This is a genomic window from Mycobacterium sp. NGS35, from assembly GCF_059812855.1.
In genome coordinates, this window is the sequence record NZ_JCALDL010000011.1 from 37,246 (window position 1) to 55,339 (window position 18,094).

The window sequence follows — 18,094 nt, forward strand, 5'->3', positions numbered from 1 at the left end:
AGCCACCCATCGTGCGGGATTCCAAGCTTCGCCCGAAGCTCCGCATTGATAGCACGCAATCCCGAATTATCTGAACTCTCGGAGTCGAGTATCCACGCCCAAAAGGCAGTCGCCGTTAATTCTTTAGTTGCGAAGTCGAATATGTTTTTCCTGCGTGACATCGACGCCCTGAAGAAATTAGAGCGGGATGTTTTTGTGCCGGCCTCGCCGCGGCGGGGCTTCCGCCAAGGCCTGAGTCAGCGCGCTGCGCGTGTGCGCCGGGTCGATCTTCGCATCCACCACGCCGATCTCGATCGCGGAATCCACTCCGCCGGCGATCTTTTCGTGCTCGGCGGCCAGCTGCTCATGCAGCGCCTCGCGTTCGTGTTCGGGTGCGGCGGCCAGCCTCTTCTTGTGAAGGATTCCGACGGCAGCCTTCGCGCCCATGACCGCGACTTCTGAGTCGGGCCACGCGAACACCTTGGTGGCGCCCAGCGAGCGCGAATTCATCGCAATGTAGGCTCCGCCGTAGATCTTTCGGGTCACCAGCGTGACGCGCGGAACCGTACATTCACCGAACGCGTGCAACAGCTTTGCGCCGCGGCGCACCACACCGCCCCACTCCTGGTCGACGCCCGGCAGATAACCCGGCACGTCGACGATGCAGATCAGCGGGATACCGAACGCATCGCACAGCCGCACGAAACGCGCTGCCTTCTCTGCGCTTTCGGAGTTCAGGCAGCCGCCGAGACGCAGCGGATTGTTCGCCAGCACACCGACGGTCCGGCCCGACAGCCGGCCCAAGCCGATCACCATCGACGGCGCCCACTTGGCCTGGAATTCCTCGAACGGCGCGTCGTCATCGAGCAGCGCCAGCACGATCGGGTGCACGTCGTAGGCGCGTCGCGGCGAATCGGGCAGCAGCGCATGCAGGTCGGTGTCGCCCGCCTCGGCTTTGGAGCGGTCGAAATGGCCCTGCTGGCAGAACAATCCGACCAGCCGACGCCCGCGCTCGTACGCATCGAGCTCGTCGTCGGCCACGATGTGGCACACACCGGACTTCTTGTGGTGCGTGTCGGGACCGCCCAGCGACGCCATGTCGACGTCCTCGCCCGTGACACTGCGCACCACGTCAGGCCCGGTGACGAAGACCCGGCTCTCCGGCGCCATCACGATCACGTCGGTCAGCGCCGGGCCGTACGCGGCGCCACCGGCCGCGAAGCCGACGACCACCGAGATCTGCGGGATGTAGCCCGACGCCCGGATCATTGCCTCGAACACCAAACCGACGGCGTGCAAAGCTTTCACACCTTCTGCAAGCCGGGCGCCGCCGGAGTGCCAGATCCCGACGATCGGGCTCTGCTCCTCGATCGCGAGGTCGTAAGCGTCGACGATGTGCCGGCAGCCTTCGACACCCATCGCGCCGCCCATCACGGTTCCGTCGGTGCAGAACGCAATGGTGCGGACACCGTTGACGGTGCCGGCCGCGGCGAGCACGCCGGAGCGATCCCGCTCGTGCAGCAGCTCGAGGCTCTGGTCGTCGAAGAACGTGGAGAGCCGCAGCAGCGGGTCCCGGGGATCGAGCGATTCGCCGACAGCCTCAGGCGCCATGGTCGTCATCGGTGTCTCCTAGCTGGTTTGAAAAACCGTCAGTACTTCCCGAAGGCGAGAGCCACGTTGTGCCCGCCGAATCCGAAAGAGTTGTTGATCGCGTACTTGAAATCGCCGACCCGAGGCTCACCGTGGACCACGTCCAGGTCGATCTCGGGATCCTGGTTCTTCAGGTTCAGCGTCGGCGGGATCACTCCGTCACGCAACGCGAGAACAGTCAGGATCGACTCGACCGCCCCCACAGCGCCCACCGAGTGGCCGAGCGCCGACTTCGGTGCGTATACCGCGGCGTCGTGGCTGCCCAGTGCATTGCGGATGGCCTTGGACTCCGCGAGGTCGCCGACGGAGGTGCCGGTCGCGTGGGCGTTGACGTGGTCGATGTCGGTGGGCTGCAGACCCGCGAGCTGGATCGCCCGCGTCATCGCATATCCCGCCTGCTCACCGTTCGGGTCCGGCGCCACGATGTGATAGCCGTCCGAGGTGATCGCCGCGCCCATGATCCGCCCGAGGATGGTGGCGCCGCGAGCTTTCGCGTGCTCCTCGGTCTCGATCACCATCAGCGCGCCGGCCTCGCCGAAGACGAATCCGTTGCGGTCCTTGTCGAAGGGTCGGCACGCCCCGGCGGGGTCGTCGTTGGTGGTGGACAACACGATTCGCATCTGGGCGAAGCCAGCGATCGGTACCGCCTCGATTCTCGTCTCGACGCCGCCACAGATTGCGACGTCGGCTTCGCCGAGCGCGATGTTGCGCCACGCATGAGCGATGCCCTCGGACCCGGAGGCGCAGGCCGACACCGGGGTGATGACCCCGGCGCGGGCCTTGCGCTCCAGCCCGACCGCAGCGGCCGCGGCGTTGGGCATGTACTTCTGCACCGCGAGCGGCGAGACCGCTCGCATTCCCTTCGCGCGCATGTCGTCGTAGCCAAAGACCAGCTCCTCGGTGGAGCCCATCCCGGTGCCGATCGACACCATCAGCCGCCGCGGTTCCACCTCGGGCGATCCGGCGTTGTCCCACACCCGCCGGCTCAACACCGTGGACATCTTCTGCAGATACGAGAGCCGACGCAGTTCCACCTTCGTCAGTTCTTGGTCGAAATCCTCCAGAAGATGCCCGCCGATGCGCACCGGCAGGTCGTACTCCTCGACGAACGGATCCTCGAGCTTGCGAATACCGCTTTGCCCGTCCAGCAACTTCTTCCAGGTGTCCTCGGCGTCGGTCGCCAACGCAGTCGTCATCGCGATACCGGTGACGACCACGTTGGGGAACCCGTTGCCCGTAGACAGCCGTGCCATCGCTCTCCGAGAATCCTTCCGCCGCTGTCAGTACTTCCCGAACGCGAGCGCGACGTTGTGGCCACCGAACCCGAACGAGTTGTTGATGGCGTACTGGTAGTCGCCGTAACGGGGTTCGCCCGCAACGACATCCAGGTCGATCTCAGGATCGGGGGTTTCGTAGTTGAGCGTCGGCGGGATGACCCCGTCACGCAGCGTCAGAACCGTCAGCACGGACTCCAGCGCCCCGACCGCGCCGATGGAGTGGCCGAGTGCCGACTTCGGCGCGTACACCGGCGCGTGCTGGCATCCCGCAACCCGAATCGCGTTGGCCTCGGCGACATCGCCGATCGAGGTGGCCGTGGCGTGGGCGTTGACGTGGTCGATGTCGCTGGGGGACAAGCCCGCAAGGTCCATCGCCCGCTTCATCGCCTTGCCGGCGCGTTCGCCGTCCGGCGCGGGCGCCACCATGTGGTAGGCGTCCGACGTGATGCCGGCACCCATCAGCCGGGCCAGCGGCTTGGCGCCACGGGCCTTCGCGTGCTCTTCGGTCTCGATGACCATCAGTGCACCGGCTTCACCGAACACGAACCCGTCGCGGTTCTTGTCGAACGGCCGCGACGCGCCTTCCGGGTCGTCGTTGCGGGTCGACATCGCCCGCATCATCGAAAACGCCGCGATCGGCAGCGCCTCGATGCCGCCCTCGACACCGCCGCAGACGGCAATGTCCGCGTCACCCATCACGATCTGCCGCCACGCGTGTGCGATGGCCTCAGAACCCGACGAGCACGCCGACACCGGGGTGATGACGCCCGCGCGGGCGCCGAGCTGAAGCCCGACCACCGCGGCCGCACCGTTCGGCATGATCATCTGAACCGCGAGCGGCGAGACCTTGCGGGGGCCGCCCTCGTTCATCAGGTCATAGGTCTCGACGATCTTCTCGCCGCCGCCCAGACCGGTGCCGATGACGACCGCGAACCGATCCGGGTCGACTTCCGGGGTGCCTGCGGTCTCCCAAATCCTGCCGCCGAGCAGCTTGGCCATCCGCTGGACGTAGGACATACGCCGCAGGTCAAGCCGACCCATGTGGTCGTCAACCGGGTCCTTGAGGTGGCCGCCGATGCGGACGGGCAGATCCCACTTGGTGACGAACTCGTCCTCGAGCACGTGGATGCCGCTCTCACCGGCCAACAAACTCTTCCACGTGCTTTCGACGTCGGCCGCGATCGATGTGGTCGCCTCGACGGCGGTTACCACAACGCTGGGGTAACCGCCGTTAGCAGTGGAAGGTTTTGTCATGCGCGCTCCGCTTCGATCTTCGCGCGGATCGCCTCGGCAGCCTCGGGGTTCTCTTCCTCGAGCTTCTGGATGTAGGTGACCACGTCACCGACGGTGCGCAGGCCGGCGAGGTCCTCGTCGGGGATCTTCACGCCGTACTTGTCCTCGGTCTGCACGGCGATCTCCACCATCGACAGCGAGTCGATGTCCAGGTCGTCGACGAACGACTTCTCCGGGGTGACTTCCGACGGCTCGATGCCGGTGACCTCTTCGATGATCTCGGCGAGACCGGCGATGATTTCTTCCTGAGTAGCAGGCACTATGGCTCCTTCTATCGATGGTGCAACTGGTAGAGGTGATACGTCCGTTATGCGGTTGTACTGGCGAGGAGCCGGCTTATAACGCCGCTAACCCGTCCAGGTCTGCGGGTGATTTGACGGCATGCGTGCCGATCCCCCGAAGTTCGCGTTTTGCGATACCGGTGAGCGCCCCGGCGGGCGGGAACTCCACGATCGCGGTGATGTTGCGCTGACGCAGCGTTTCGGTGCAAAGGTCCCAGCGCACTGGCCGAGTCAACTGCGCGACCAACTTGGTCATCGCGTCCTGTGCCGAGGCTACCGGCTGACCGTCGGCATTGGAGAGCACGACGGCGGTGGGCTCGGCGGTTTGCATGGTCGCGGCCGCCGCGGCATATGCCTGCTGAGCCGGCGCCATGAAGTGGGTGTGGAAGGCGCCGGCCGTGGCCAGCTGGCGGACCCGGGCCTTCTCCGGCGGGTTCTCGGCCAGCTTGGCCAGCGCGTCGAGGCGGCCCGCGGCGACGATCTGCCCCGCGGCGTTGCGGTTGGCCGGGACCAGTTCGAGGTCCTCCAGTCGGGCCAGCACGTCGGCCTCGGCACCGCCGAGCACCGCCGACATCCCGGTCGGCTCCACCGCGCACGCCTTGGCCATCTCGCGGCCGCGGGTCGCGGCCAGCGCGACGGCGTCGTCGGCGGAGATGATGCCGCCGATCGCGTAGGCGGCGATCTCGCCCACCGAGTGTCCGGCCAGGATCACCTCGTCGTCGGCCAGCAGGCCGCGCTGGGTCAGTTCGCGGTGGGCCAGCAGCGTCGCCGCGACGACGAGCGGCTGGGTGACCGCGGTGTCGGTGATCTCTTCGGCCGACGCGATGGTGCCGAGCCGGACCAGGTCCAGGCCGCTGATCTCAGACCATGACGCCAAGGTGTCCGCGGCGCCGGGCAGCCCCAGCCACGACGAGAGCATCCCGGGGGTTTGCGAGCCCTGGCCCGGACACAGCAGCGCGATCGTTCGGTGAGCCGACGGATTTTGAGGCACGGATTAAGAGAACACTGTGAAAGTGGTTTTACGCGGTGTAAGAGATTATGAACCTCGTCTTAGGTTTTTGTCGAGGCTCCACAAATCCGCATGTGATGCGACTCCATTGCAATCGAAATGCAACCCTCAACCCGCCCGATGCACCCCTCGAGCCGGCGTGACATGCGCCACAGCGGGGTGATAAACCGTGCCGCGGTTCGTGGCCTGCGACGCCAGCCGGCCGACGGTCGCGGCGACCCGCAGCACGTAGGCGTCGCGCGGGGTGGTGGGGTCGCGCCCGGTGAAGTCGGTGATCCGCTTGAGCCGATATCGCACCGTGTTGGGATGAACGAACAGTTTCCGCGCGCAGGCCTCGATGGCACCGCCCGAGTCCAGGTAGGCGTCCAACGTCTCGGTCAGGGCGGGGCCGGCGTCGGCCAGCGGCCGCATCACCTCCGCGTCGAGCACGGCGATCGCGGAGGCGTCGCCCAGCAGCGCCCGCTCCGGCAGCAGCTCGCGGGCCAGCACCGGCCGAGGCGCACCGCTCCAGCCGGCCACCGCGTTCATGCCGGCGATCGCCTCGGTCGCGCTGGTGTGTGCGGCGGTGAAGGTCGGTGCCGTCGGTCCGATCACTACCGGTCCGTCGGCGAAGACGTCGACGAGCTCGCGCAGGAACTTGTCCGTCGCGCTCAGCGGTCCTGAGACGATTGCGATCAGCCAGGTGCCATGCACGTCCGACAGCGCGGCGCGGTTATGGCGTGCGGCGATCTCGCGAACGTCGTCACTGGCAAGGTCGATGCGGTCGGCTCTGGGCAGGCCTACCACGACCGTGGCCGGCGCGGTGGTGTCCCAGTTCAACGTCGCAGCCCGGGACTGCAACTCGGGACCGGTGTCGCCGCGCACGACTGCGTCGACGAGGTTGGCCTCCATCCGGCTGTCCCAGGCGCCGCGGGCCTCGGCTGCGTCGGCGTACGCGGATGCCGCGGTGAACGCCAGGTCGCGGCTGTACCGCAGAATTCCGGTCGTCAGCGCGGTCGCCTGCTCCTCGGAGCGGGCCAGCATCGGGACCACTTCTTCGAAGAACTCCATGGTGACCCGGACCATGTCGACGGTTTGCCGTAAGGCGATGCGCTTGGTCAGGTCCTGCGGCACCACCTCGAACGCCTGCACGGTGTAGCTGACGTTGCTCTTGGGGTTACTCATCCACTCGACGAAGTTCACGACCGCGGTCTGCACCACTAGGTGCACGCTGGCCCGCTGCGAGGCCTCGAGTTCGGAGAAGAACGGCAGCCGCTCCTGCATGGCTGCGACCGCCTCGGTGGCGAACCGGCCGGAGTACTGCTTGAGCTTGCGGAGCAGCGAATCGGGGACGTTGTCGAGCAGCTCGAGCGTCGACTTCGGCGGTGCCGGCCGATCATTGTCGGGCATCCCTAAAAGTTACGCTTCTCTCCTGGAGAGACCTTCCAATGGGGCCGAAGCTCCGCTCGGATTGTTACCACGCCACAGCGGTGAACTCGCTGCGACCGGATCAAGCCACACCCGGGTCGGACGTCTGTTCCGGTGCTGCGAGCACGTCGTCGATGCGGTAGCGGCGGGCAGCCTCGGCGGCGACGGACGCGTCGATCTCGCCGTCCCGCGCCAGACCCGCGAGCACGCCCACCGCAATCGACTCGGCGTCGGTGTTGAAGAAACGCCGGGCGGCCGGGCGAGTGTCGGAAAACCCGAAGCCGTCGGTGCCCAGCGTGATGTAAGTGCCCGGCACCCAGGGCCGGATCTGTTCGCTGACGGCTCGCATCCAGTCGGACACCGCGACGACGGGCCCGCGGGCCTCGGCCAGCGCCTGGGTCACGTAGGGCACTCGCGGCGACTGGTCCGGGTGGCGCAGCCTCTCCTTCTCTATTTCGACGCCTTCGCGGTTGAGTTCCCCCCAGCTGGTCACCGACCATACGTCGGCGGCCACGTCCCAATCGTCGGCGAGCAGCTTGGCGGCCCGCAGCGCCTCGGGCATCGCGACTCCCGAGGCCAGGATCTGCGCGGGATACTTACGCTCTTCCGGCGTGGGCCGGTAGCGGTAGATGCCCCGAAGCAGGCCCTCGACGTCCAGGTCCTCGGGCTCGGGCGGCTGTACGTAAGGCTCGTTGTAGATAGTGAGGTAGAAGAAGACGTTTTCCGGGTTCTCGCCGTACATCCGGGCCAGCCCGCTTTCGATGATGTGGGCGATTTCGAAGGCGAATGCCGGATCGTAGGACACCACAGCGGGATTGGTGGCCGCCAGCAGCAGCGAGTGACCGTCGTTGTGTTGCAACCCTTCGCCCACCAGCGTCGTGCGGCCCGCCGTGGCGCCCAGTGCGAAGCCGCGGGTCATCTGGTCGCCGGCAGCCCAGAAGTTGTCGCCAGTGCGCTGGAAGCCGAACATCGAATAGAAGATGTAGATCGGGATCATCGGCTCGTTGTGTGTCGCGTACGACGTTCCCGCGGCGATGAACGACGCCGACGAGCCGGCCTCGTTGATGCCCTCGTGCAGGATCTGGCCGGCCTCACTTTCCTTGTACGCCAACATCAATTCGGCGTCGACGGAGGTGTAGAGCTGGCCGTTGCGATTGTAGATCTTCAGCGACGGGAACCACGAGTCCATGCCGAAGGTCCGTGCCTCGTCGGGAATGATGGGGACGATCCGCCAGCCAATCTCCTTGTCCCGCAACAGTTCTTTGAACACCCGTACCGTCGCCATCGTGGTGGCCACTTCTTGGTGGCCCGAACCCTTCTTGACCGACTTGTAGGTATCGCGGGGTGGGAGCGTCAAAGCCTTTGACTTGGTGCGCCGTTCGGGTACGAAGCCGCCCAGTGCGCGTCGACGATCCAGCAGATAGCGGATCTCCGGCGCGTCGGGTCCAGGGTGGTAGTACGGAGGAAGATACGGATTTTCGTCGAGTTCCTTGTCGGAGATCGGAATTCGTTGTGCATCACGGAAGTACTTGAGATCCTCCAGCGCAAGCTTTTTCATTTGGTGGGTGGCGTTGCGGCCCTGGAAATGCTTGCCCAGCGAGTAGCCCTTGATGGTCTTCGCGAGAATCACGGTGGGCTGGCCCTTGTGTTCCACTGCCGCGCGGTAGGCGGCATACACCTTGCGGTAGTCGTGGCCGCCGCGCTTGAGGCTCCATATCTCGTCGTCGGACATGTTCTGCACCAGTGCCTTCGTGCGCGGGTCGCGGCCGAAGAAATGCTCACGAACGTAGGCCCCGTCGTTGGCCTTGTACGTCTGGTAGTCACCGTCGGGCGTGCTGTTCATCAGATTCACCAGCGCGCCGTCGCGGTCGGCGTGCAGCAGCGCATCCCACTCTCGGCCCCACACCACCTTGATCACGTTCCAGCCGGCGCCGCGGAAGAACGACTCGAGCTCCTGGATGATCTTGCCGTTGCCGCGAACCGGCCCGTCGAGGCGCTGCAGGTTGCAGTTGATGACAAACGTGAGGTTGTCCAGCGCCTCGAGCGCGGCCACATGCGCGGCGCCGCGGCTCTCCGGCTCATCCATTTCGCCGTCGCCGAGGAACGCCCACACGTGTTGGTCGGAGGTGTCCTTGATGCCGCGGTCGTGTAGGTAGTGGTTGAACCGGGCCTGGAAGATCGCGTTGAGCGGGCCCAGGCCCATCGAGACCGTCGGGAATTCCCAGAAGTCCGGCATCAACCGGGGATGCGGATACGACGGCAGCCCCCCGCCTGGATGACTATGTTCCTGTCGGAATCCGTCGAGCTGATCGGCGGTGAGCCGGCCTTCCAAGAAGGCTCGGGCGTAGATGCCGGGGGAGGCGTGGCCTTGGATGAACACTTGGTCGCCGCCGCCGGGGTGCGATTTGCCGCGGAAGAAGTGGTTGAAGCCGACTTCGTAGAGGGCCGCCGACGACGCATACGTGGAAATGTGGCCGCCGACGCCGACTCCCGGTCGTTGCGCGCGGTGCACCATGATCGCCGCGTTCCACCGAATCCAGCGCCGGTAGCGACGTTCCACCTCCTCGTCGCCGGGGAACCACGGCTCGAGTTCGGTGGGGATGGTGTTGACGTAGTCGGTGGACGTCAGGGCCGGGATCGCGACGCGTTGTTCGCCGGCGCGTTCCAGTAGCCGCAGCATCAAGTACCTGGCACGCGCGGGACCGGAGCGCGCCAAAACGTCGTCGAATGACTCCAGCCATTCACCGGTTTCTTCCGGGTCGATGTCGGGCAGGTATGCCGCGACGCCTTCCCGGATTACCCGTACTCGGTCGGAATCACTTGAGCCGCTTGAGCTTTGGGCTAGGTCACGGCGCGCGAACTCGGTGGTCAACGCACTACTCCTCGTCAGGCGGTGCACGGATAACCTCTATCGTGCCCCTATCGTGCCCCACGTGCACCGGCCCCGGAATTTTCGGGTTGTCGCGGGCGCCAGCCGGTAACCTCATCCGCTGTGGCGGGGGTCCGCGCGATGCGGCGATGGCGAGTCGGTGCTCTGGCATCCGGGCTGACTGCCACGGCGGTCATGGTGGTGGTCGGCTGCACCACCATGACGCGCGGAGAACCGACCGTCGACAGCGCCGACGCTCGCAGCTATCGCAGCTGGGTGGCGGAGTCGTCGTCGCAGGCGGCGGCGTCGGCGAGCGAGCGGGAGTCCACTCGACAGGAGTCGCTGACCGCTGAGGCCGTAGCGAATGCCTGCGAAATGCTCAGTGGCACCAGCGTCGACGCCGTGACGGCAATCAACGCGTATGTCAACGCGGTGGCCACGCGCAACGAGGGGGACGTGGTCGCGAAGGGCCAGGCCGCCGTTGACACGCTCAATGGCGCCGCGGACAAGGTGGCCAGCACTCTCGATTCCGCGCTGTTGCCTCATATGCACGACGCGTTCACGGCCTGGGTGGACGCCACACGTGCGGTCGCCAAAGCCATCGCCGAACGCTATGGCCAGCAGGAATTCAACGCCGAAGTGGACCGGTTCAACAACGCCAACGAGATCGCGTTGGACACCTGCGGCGGTTCGCACTGAGCAAACTGGCCGATGATGCTAGGGCGCTGCGGCCTGGCGTGCGACGATAGGGCGGACAGGGCTCGCGTATTGAGGAGGTCTCGACGGTGGTGGCGGCGGGTGACGCCCCGAACTACGCCCGCAGGCTGGGCATCCAAAAAGATCAGGTTGTTCAGGAGTTGGGGTGGGACGAGGACGTCGACGACGACATCCGTGCCGACATCGAGGAGGCCTGCGGCTCTGAGCTACTCGACGAAGACGCAGACGAGGTCGTCGACGTCGTCTTGCTGTGGTGGCGCGACGGTGACGGCGACCTGGTGGACAGGTTGATGGACGCGATCACGCCGTTGGCCGACGACGGCGTCATTTGGGTGCTCACGCCGAAGACCGGCAAACCCGGTCATGTGGTGCCGGCCGAGATCGCCGAGTCGGCGCCGACAGCGGGGCTGATGCAGACGTCCTCGGCGAACCTCGGCGACTGGAGCGCAAGCCGGCTGGTGCAGCCGAAGTCACGGGCAGGGAAACGCTAATGCTGGACGTGGGTAGCCAGGCCCCCGATTTCACCTTGCGCGACCAGAACCAGCAGCCGGTGACGCTGTCGGATTTCCGCGGTCGCAAGAACGTGCTGTTGGTGTTCTTCCCACTGGCGTTCACCGGTGTGTGCCAGGGCGAGCTCGACGAGATCCGCGACCATCTGCCCGATTACGAGAACGACGACGTGCAGACGCTGGCGATCTCGGTGGGACCGCCTCCGACGCACAAGGTTTGGGCCACCGAAAGCGGCTACACCTTCCCGGTGCTGTCGGACTTCTGGCCGCACGGCGCGGTGGCGCAGGCGTACGGGGTGTTCAACGAAGAGGCCGGTTTCGCCAACCGCGGCACTTTCGTGGTCGACCGGGAAGGGATCATCCGGTTTGCGGAGATGAAGCAGCCGGGCGAGCCGCGCGACCAACGGCTGTGGAAGGAAGCACTGGCGGCGCTGCCGTCGTGACGTCCCGCCCTCCCTTCGGCGAGCGTGCGGGTTTGTACGGCGACACGCCGGTGTGGGGCGGGCGTCAGCGCTCGGTCGTCGGCGACGAGCGAGCGGATTTCCACACCGACGGCGCAGCCGGTAGCCTCCCGGCACGGGGCGCGTAGCTCAGTGGTAGAGCACTGGTTTTACACACCAGCGGTCGGCGGTTCGATACCGTCCGCGCCCACATCAGAGTCGCGGGCCGTGAACCGCATGACGCTGACCCACGGTCGACCGGCTACAGGCACTCCGGCGGGCAGATGTGCTCGCCGGCGTTGTCCCACCACTTCCACGGCACGCCGTTGGGATTGGTCCGTGACGCCTGCTGCTGCTCCGGCGGCAACGGGTCAGCCGGTGGCGGTGAGCTGCACTGATGAAAGAAGAACCAGTTGGCGTCCCATACGCAGGCGCTGGCGGGGGCGGCGGCGCCGATGGCCACGCCGCCGCTGATCAGCGCGGCGCTGGCCGCGACGACCAATGCTCGCTTCATGTGTTGCTCCTAGCTTGTTACTGGATTGGGCAGACGTCGTGGAACCGTCCGCATGTAGCACACGCAGCCCGGCTCTGTTCGGATGGCTGCGCTCGACTGACCCCTCGGCACTTGTACCACGCGCCAGAATCCGACAAGCCGAATTTCGGACAATGCTGCTGTATTAAGTCAATTCGCGGTGGTTGCCTCCGCGGTAACGCATGAGAGTTTTCTCCGCTACACCACCGGCCGGCCAGTCCGCCCCTACGTCGGGGTCAGCCGAAAAATCGGAATTGTCCGACCTACCGCGGCGGTCTTCGCCTTGTAATCGGCGAAGCCTTCGTAGTACTGCTCGGCGAGCCTGTAGAGGCGTTCGTAGTCGGCGGGATCGGTGACCTCCTCGGCGCGGAACGCCTCCCCGCCGAATTCGCATTCGGGATGCGCCTTGAGGTTGTAGTACCACTGCGGATGCTTGTCGCGCCCGTAGTTGGACGCGACGACGATCACGTCATCGCCGTCGTGAAAGTAAGCCAGTTGGGTCTGCCGTGGCTGGCCGGTCTTGGCGCCGCGCATGTGCAGGGTTGCCGAGGGGACGTTGAACATGCCCCAGCTCACCCGGCCGTTGGTGATGCGGCCAAGCCACGGGTCAGTTTTCGACGCAATGTGGCGTGCGATGAACTGGCCGGCTCGCGAACGCGCGAAGTCGTTCAGCCTGCGCTTCAGTGCGCTGTCGGGAGGTGTCGGGTCGACGCGACGCAATGGCATGTGATGCTCCAAACCAGATCTTCAGCTAGTTGTGTTTTGTGCTGCCGTTGACACCATGCGTGGTGCTGATCAACTTGGCGTAGCAGTGGTTGTCGTCGAGGCGATGTTGCGTACACCAAGCCAACACGTCGCGGAAGTCGTAAGACCAGAGCCCGGCTACCGTGACCCAGTATTGGTGGTCCGTGTCGAAGGTGCTCCAGTCAGGAGACCACAGCAGCTTGACGTCGGGGTAAGCCTGGCGAAGTTGAAGGTGATCGTTGAGGATTGCCACATAGTCCCACTCGATCCCTTCGGCGCGGAGCCCCAGGTACTTCGAACTCAGTTGCGGAACCCAGCGCTCAGTGAGCGCCCGTAAGACTTCGGACCGGTCGCTGCCAGCGAGCGCAACGAGCCGGTTATAGGCGGCGGTTTGTGCATCAACCGGGCTGGGCGTAGGTGACGTGCTGGGCGTGGATGTCGGCGACGACGCCGACGTGGTGGGCGTCGACGCCGCGCCCGGCTCGGAACGGCCCAGTGAAATGTCGACGCCCGCTGTGGCTTCGGCCTCCGTGAACGTTGACTCGCCCTGACGGCCCACCTGCACGCGGTAGAACTTGGCCCCATCTGGCACGTCGGCGATTCTGAACTGAAGATTGCAGGAGTCGCGCAGCAGATAGCTGCTTTCGAATGTGCCCTTGGCCAAGAGCTTTCCCGCCTCGTCCGCCACGGTCACCGGAGAGCCGGGCCCGACGTCTGCCAGACTGCCCGCACCGGCACATCGATATCCCGACGGCAGGCCCATGGTGTCGATACTGCCCTCGATATGGACGGTGCCCGTCATCGTGAACGTCTGCGGTTCAGCAGGTTTCGTGAAGACTCTGACGGCAAGGTATGCGACCACACACAACGCCAGGAACACCGCAACTCCGGCCAAGGCCACGGGCCACCGCTTCGTCGGCGCGGGGGGCGGCGGTGGTGCGACCCCCGTCGGCGCGGCCGCCCACCATTGCGTGCCCGTGGTCTCAGCATTCGCCAACGCCCGTGCGAATTCCATGCACGACGGAAATCGAGCGTGGGGTTCCTTCGCAAGTGCCTTACCGAGCACCGGATCAAGCGCTGCCAGCTCGGGGCGACGGTCGGCCAACCGTGGCGGCTGGGCGTTTAGATGCTGACCGATCACCACGGCCGGATTCGAGTGTGCATACAGATGGGCCCCGGTGAGCAGGTGAAAAGCGGTGGCTGCCAACGCATACTGGTCCGCGCGCCCGTCGAGCTGTGCACCGGTCAACTGCTCAGGAGCGGCGTAGGCCACCGTGCCCACGGTCATGTTGGTGACCGTCAGGCCGCTGCTCTCGCCAAGGTCTCTTGCCACGCCGAAGTCGCCCAACAGAATTCGCCGCTCGCCGTCATCGAGCTCGGCGATCAAGATGTTGGCCGGCTTGACATCGCGGTGCAGAAGGCCTCGGGCGTGGGCATAGTCAAGCGCGGAGGCGACGGCCGTGACGATCTCTCGTACCGCTACCACCGGCATTCCGTGGGGAAACCGCTCGTGCAACATGCGGGCCGCGTCGGTGCCGTCGACGTAGTCCATCGAGATCCACAGCCGTCCATCGTTTTCGCCGCGGTCATGGATGCCGACGATGTGGGGATGCCACAGCTTGGCGGCCAAATCGGCTTCGCGGTGGAATCGCTCGCGGTAGTCGGGGTCGGCGGAGATGTCGGCGCGCAATACCTTGAGGGCGTCCTGGCGAGGCAGACGGGGGTGCTGGGCAAGGTAAACCTCACCCATCCCTCCTGACCCCAAGAGTCGCAGGATGGTGTACCCCGCGAATGCCGTGTTGTCAGCTAACGGCATGGCCCCCCTTTACCCACATGGCGGCGGCCTCTAACCCGGCGGAGCGAAGAACTCCAGGGCTATGCCGTCGGGGTCACGGAAGCTCAACCCGGATCCGTAGCCGGCGTCGACGATCCCGCCGTGGCTGATTCCGAGCTGGTTGAGCCGTTCCATCCACTTCTCGAGTTCACGGCGATCGGCCACGCCGAAGCCGACATGGTCCAAGCCGACCCGGAACTCGGTGAACCGCTCGTCCGGCACGCCGCGCTCATGTTGGTGGATGCCCAGCAGCGTGCCGCCGTCGAGCAGCCACACCAGGTGTCGGAATCCGGCGTCGGTGTGCTCGTCGAGCACCGGCTCAGCATCGAGCAGCCGTCGATACCACGGACCACTGACTTCCATGTCCTTTACGGTGAGCGCGACGTGCGCGAGACCCGGAAAACTAGACAACACGCCGACCCTTTCTGTGCCGAGACCTCATGTCCTGCAGATACATCTGATAGCCCAGCAGCCACAGCCGCCGCGGAATCACCTTGTCCGCCAACCGCAATCCGGTGAGCAGCAGTTCGAACCGGCGCTGCTGTCCGGCACTCCAGGACAACCGCATGTGGGCCCGGAATTCCGGCGGCAGAAAGCCGGTGGTGGCGAACAGGTTGAGGGGACCGCCGACTACTCGCAGCGGCCACGGCAGAAATGCCAAAGTGGCCACGCCGTAGAGGTGCTCACGCACTGGCGGATCGATCCTCAGCTCGTCCAGCGACCGCTTCCAGTACTCGTCGAACGCGGCCCGGTCCACCGGCCACATGCTGTCCGGCACTTGCAACGTAGTGCCGAGCCGTCTGGCGTCGCGGTACACCGCGTCGGCGGCGTCGTCGTCGAGCGGCCCGTAGAGGAACTCATGCTGGTCGACGAAGTAGCGGTACAGGCACGCCGCCACCCACAGTTGCAGCTTGGGGTCAAAAGCGTTGTAGCGCACCGGGCTTTGCTTCGTCGAGCGCACCTGCGCATGGGTGGTGTCGACGGCACGCCGGATCACCTCGCGGTCCTCATCGGTGCCGACGGTCGCCGCCGCCAGATAGGTCCCCGTGGTGCGGGCTCGTTTGAACGGATGCTTGTACACGTTGCCGGAGTCGACCGGACTCTCCAGCACTCCGTAGCCGACGGCCGGCGCCGACAGCTGCATGATAACGTTCGCCGCCGGCAGCAGCAATGCCGCGGGGTTCAACAAATCGGCGACTCGCTGCGGGCGGCGCTTCACAAGAGGCAGTACATCACGATGTGAGACGCTGCCGGAATGTTTGGGCACAGGGCCGTCGGCATCTCGGCCGGCTGGCTCGCGGACCTGGTGTTCGCCGACCCGCGGCGTTTCCATCCGGTCGCCGGGTTCGGTGCAAGCGCCGCGGCGTTGGAGCGCGTCACCTACCGCGATGCGCGCTGGGCCGGGGTGGCGCACATCAGTGTGGTGCTCGGCGCGGTGGCCGCGGTCAGCCTGACCGTCGAAACCCTGTCGGGCCGGCTCAGGAGTGCGACGACCGCCGCCGCGACGTGGGCGGCGCTCGGCGGCACGTCGCTGCTGCGCACGGCATCTCAGATGGCCGAAACGCTGGAGGGGGGTGACCTCCAGGGCGCACGCCACCTCCTGCCGTCGCTGTGCGGTCGTGACCCCGAAGCTCTGGACGCCGACGGGCTGGCCCGCGCGGCGTTGGAATCGTTGGCGGAGAACACGTCTGACGCGCACGTCGCGCCGCTCTTCTGGGCAATGCTCGGCGGGCTGCCCGGCGCGCTGCTCTACCGATCGGTCAACACGCTCGACGCGATGATCGGCTACCGTTCGCCCCGCTATGCCCAATTCGGTTGGGCCGCGGCGCGATTGGATGACCTCGCCAACATGATTCCCGCCCGGGTGACCGCGGCGCTCGTCGTCGTATGCGCTCGGTTGATCGGTGGATCGCCGACGCACGCGGTGCAGGCTTGGCGACGCGACGCCGGCCGGCACCCGAGCCCCAACGCCGGCGTCGTCGAAGCAGCGTTCGCCGGCGCGCTCGGAATACGGCTGGGTGGCCCCACCCGCTATCGGCACGGACTCGACATCCGGCCCGTCCTCGGTGACGGGGTGCCACCCGGCGTGCCGGATCTGCGCCGGGCGGTTCAGTTGTCGCGGATCGTGCAGACGGCTGCGGCGCTCTTGGCGGTAGCCGGCGCAAGCCGCATCGACCTCATCTGTCAGCGCCTCCGGCCGTAGCGGTCGGCGAGTTTCTCCTCAGCCGTCACCGGCGCCGTCGGCTGCTCCGAGCTCTCGCGTCGACGCTGCCGGATCTCCGCAAAGATGAAGTAGCCCAATCCGATCGGCGCCAGAATGCCGAACGCGATCCACTGGATCCCGTACGACAAGAACGGTCCGGCATCCAGATGCGGCAGCGGCAGCACGCCGAGTCCGCCCGGCTGGTTTTCCACGAGTTGCAGGTACGGGGCAGCCAACGCGATCCCGGTCAGCTCGCTCACCTGGCGTGTGTTGATCGAATACACCTGAGCCAGCCCGTTTTCGACGATCGGTGCCTTGTCGGCGCGCTGCTCCGAATCCCGCAGCCGAGCCGTGATGGTCACCGGTGTCGAGGGCGCAGCAGGGATGGGCGGCACCCGCGAGCCTTCCAGCGGCCGCACATAGCCGCGATTCACTAGGACGACAGGTCCACCGTCGACGGCGAAGGGTGTCAGCACCTCGAACGCCGGCTGCCCGTCGACCACGCGTAGGCGCGCGAGCACCGTCTCGTCGGCCACGTAGTGGCCGGTTGCCGTCACGCGTCGCCACTGCGCCGAATCAGCCTGCGGCAGAACCGAAACGAGCGGTACAGGGTCCGCATTCAGCGAGGCCGCGATCTGATTGTTCTCACGCGAGGTCTTGGTGTTCTTGCCCAGCTGCCACGGCGCCAAGACCGTGAAGCACAAGTACGCGAACGCCGCGACCACGACGGCTAGCACCAGCCAGCCCGGCCGGAAAACGAACGCCCAGCGTCGCATCAGCGCCTCACGCCCCGCGCGGCCAACTGTTGGTCGACCCAGTCGTGCAGGCCCGGCAGCGACGCCTCGATCACTTCGAACGTCTCCTCGAAGTCGGCGTGCGCGCCGTAGTACGGATCCTCGACGTCCAGCGCATGCGCGCCCGATCGCGGATCGAACGAGCGCAACAGTCTGATCCGCTCGCTCGGCACGCCCAGGTGAGCGAGCATCCGGGCGTGATTGCGGCCCAGCGCCACCACCAGGTCGGCGGCCAAGTGGTCGTCGTCGAGTTGGGCGGCGCAGTGCGCGGTGGGATAGCCGTGGGCACGCAGCACGCGGCTCGCGCGTTCGTCGGCCTCGCAGCCCACGTGCCAGTCCCCAGTGCCGGCGCTGCTCACCCGCACGTGCTCGTCCAGGCCCCGCTCGCGAAGTTGATGAGCGAACATCTTCTCCGCCATCGGCGACCGGCAGATGTTGCCGGTGCACACGAACGTCACGTGCAAGGGCTCAGACACCGAGCACCTCGCGCAGTGCGATCGTCAATTGCGGCCGTGCGGTCACCCGTCCATTCTCTCTGATCGCCGCGCACTACTGT

General features: G+C 66.2%; 18 protein-coding genes, 1 tRNA gene and 1 pseudogene. 6 read left to right on the forward strand and 14 right to left on the reverse strand.

What is annotated here, in order from left to right:
- Positions 1–177: 177 nt before the first annotated feature.
- The 7 genes from AC5Y4C_RS17025 to aceE all read right to left on the reverse strand — a co-directional run bounded on the left by AC5Y4C_RS17025 (position 178) and on the right by aceE (position 9,768).
- Complete coding sequence (locus AC5Y4C_RS17025; RefSeq protein WP_499912076.1) at positions 178–1,599, reverse strand: acyl-CoA carboxylase subunit beta; 1,422 nt, start codon at positions 1,597–1,599, stop codon at positions 178–180.
- A gap of 29 nt (positions 1,600–1,628) precedes the next feature.
- On the reverse strand, positions 1,629–2,882 hold the full coding sequence (gene kasB / locus AC5Y4C_RS17030; protein WP_499914613.1) for a 3-oxoacyl-ACP synthase KasB: 1,254 nt from the start codon (positions 2,880–2,882) through the stop codon (positions 1,629–1,631).
- A gap of 27 nt (positions 2,883–2,909) precedes the next feature.
- On the reverse strand, positions 2,910–4,160 hold the full coding sequence (gene kasA / locus AC5Y4C_RS17035) for a 3-oxoacyl-ACP synthase KasA (protein ID WP_499963885.1): 1,251 nt from the start codon (positions 4,158–4,160) through the stop codon (positions 2,910–2,912).
- Positions 4,157–4,459, reverse strand: coding sequence for a meromycolate extension acyl carrier protein AcpM (acpM, locus tag AC5Y4C_RS17040; RefSeq protein WP_499912082.1), 303 nt, complete (start codon positions 4,457–4,459; stop codon positions 4,157–4,159). Before acpM ends, kasA begins: the two co-directional genes overlap by 4 nt.
- 76 nt (positions 4,460–4,535) lie before the next feature.
- Positions 4,536–5,441 carry an ACP S-malonyltransferase gene (locus AC5Y4C_RS17045; protein WP_499963974.1) on the reverse strand — a complete coding sequence of 302 codons (906 nt, stop codon included), beginning with the start codon at positions 5,439–5,441 and terminating at the stop codon, positions 4,536–4,538.
- 156 nt (positions 5,442–5,597) lie between these two features.
- Entirely contained in the window at positions 5,598–6,878 is a 1,281-nt protein-coding gene (locus AC5Y4C_RS17050; protein ID WP_499914615.1) for a PucR family transcriptional regulator, read from the reverse strand.
- 100 nt (positions 6,879–6,978) lie between these two features.
- A complete protein-coding gene (gene aceE / locus AC5Y4C_RS17055) occupies positions 6,979–9,768 on the reverse strand; it encodes a pyruvate dehydrogenase (acetyl-transferring), homodimeric type (protein ID WP_499950091.1) in 2,790 nt (929 codons plus the stop codon).
- Between the two features lie 120 nt (positions 9,769–9,888).
- Here aceE and AC5Y4C_RS17060 point away from each other — a divergent pair, with 120 nt between their 5' ends.
- From AC5Y4C_RS17060 to AC5Y4C_RS17080, 5 genes are all read left to right on the forward strand, one after another.
- Entirely contained in the window at positions 9,889–10,464 is a 576-nt protein-coding gene (locus AC5Y4C_RS17060) for an Rv2240c family protein (RefSeq protein ID WP_499914619.1), read from the forward strand.
- An 86-nt stretch (positions 10,465–10,550) separates the two neighbouring features.
- Positions 10,551–10,973, forward strand: coding sequence for a DUF3052 domain-containing protein (locus AC5Y4C_RS17065; protein WP_499912089.1), 423 nt, complete (start codon positions 10,551–10,553; stop codon positions 10,971–10,973).
- Entirely contained in the window at positions 10,973–11,434 is a 462-nt protein-coding gene (locus tag AC5Y4C_RS17070) for a peroxiredoxin (RefSeq protein WP_499912091.1), read from the forward strand. The genes AC5Y4C_RS17065 and AC5Y4C_RS17070 overlap by 1 nt, the downstream gene beginning before the upstream one ends.
- Positions 11,431–11,580 (forward strand): hypothetical protein, encoded by a 150-nt coding sequence (locus AC5Y4C_RS17075; protein WP_499963887.1) that lies wholly within the window; start codon positions 11,431–11,433, stop codon positions 11,578–11,580. Before AC5Y4C_RS17070 ends, AC5Y4C_RS17075 begins: the two co-directional genes overlap by 4 nt.
- Positions 11,571–11,642, forward strand: a tRNA-Val gene (locus AC5Y4C_RS17080). The genes AC5Y4C_RS17075 and AC5Y4C_RS17080 overlap by 10 nt, the downstream gene beginning before the upstream one ends.
- 51 nt (positions 11,643–11,693) lie before the next feature.
- On the opposite strand, the gene AC5Y4C_RS17085 is transcribed toward AC5Y4C_RS17080, so the two are convergent.
- The 5 genes and pseudogenes from AC5Y4C_RS17085 to AC5Y4C_RS17105 all read right to left on the reverse strand — a co-directional run bounded on the left by AC5Y4C_RS17085 (position 11,694) and on the right by AC5Y4C_RS17105 (position 15,760).
- Complete coding sequence (locus AC5Y4C_RS17085; protein WP_499963889.1) at positions 11,694–11,945, reverse strand: hypothetical protein; 252 nt, start codon at positions 11,943–11,945, stop codon at positions 11,694–11,696.
- A gap of 243 nt (positions 11,946–12,188) precedes the next feature.
- A complete protein-coding gene (locus tag AC5Y4C_RS17090) occupies positions 12,189–12,689 on the reverse strand; it encodes a nitroreductase/quinone reductase family protein (RefSeq protein ID WP_499912095.1) in 501 nt (166 codons plus the stop codon).
- Positions 12,690–13,497: 808 nt separating this feature from the next.
- Positions 13,498–14,523: pseudogene (locus AC5Y4C_RS17095) on the reverse strand (serine/threonine-protein kinase); the annotation flags it as partial.
- A gap of 30 nt (positions 14,524–14,553) precedes the next feature.
- On the reverse strand, positions 14,554–14,952 hold the full coding sequence (locus tag AC5Y4C_RS17100; RefSeq protein WP_499912097.1) for a VOC family protein: 399 nt from the start codon (positions 14,950–14,952) through the stop codon (positions 14,554–14,556).
- A complete protein-coding gene (locus tag AC5Y4C_RS17105; protein ID WP_499963891.1) occupies positions 14,945–15,760 on the reverse strand; it encodes an oxygenase MpaB family protein in 816 nt (271 codons plus the stop codon). The genes AC5Y4C_RS17100 and AC5Y4C_RS17105 overlap by 8 nt, the downstream gene beginning before the upstream one ends.
- Positions 15,761–15,796: 36 nt before the next feature.
- Between AC5Y4C_RS17105 and AC5Y4C_RS17110 the strand changes: the two genes are divergently transcribed.
- On the forward strand, positions 15,797–16,744 hold the full coding sequence (locus AC5Y4C_RS17110) for a cobalamin biosynthesis protein (protein ID WP_499950101.1): 948 nt from the start codon (positions 15,797–15,799) through the stop codon (positions 16,742–16,744).
- Here AC5Y4C_RS17110 and AC5Y4C_RS17115 read toward each other — a convergent pair.
- Positions 16,726–17,520 (reverse strand): SURF1 family cytochrome oxidase biogenesis protein, encoded by a 795-nt coding sequence (locus AC5Y4C_RS17115; protein ID WP_499914629.1) that lies wholly within the window; start codon positions 17,518–17,520, stop codon positions 16,726–16,728. The genes AC5Y4C_RS17110 and AC5Y4C_RS17115 overlap by 19 nt on opposite strands.
- On the reverse strand, positions 17,520–18,014 hold the full coding sequence (locus AC5Y4C_RS17120; RefSeq protein WP_499912105.1) for a low molecular weight protein-tyrosine-phosphatase: 495 nt from the start codon (positions 18,012–18,014) through the stop codon (positions 17,520–17,522). Before AC5Y4C_RS17120 ends, AC5Y4C_RS17115 begins: the two co-directional genes overlap by 1 nt.
- Between the last annotated feature and the right edge of the window lie 80 nt (positions 18,015–18,094).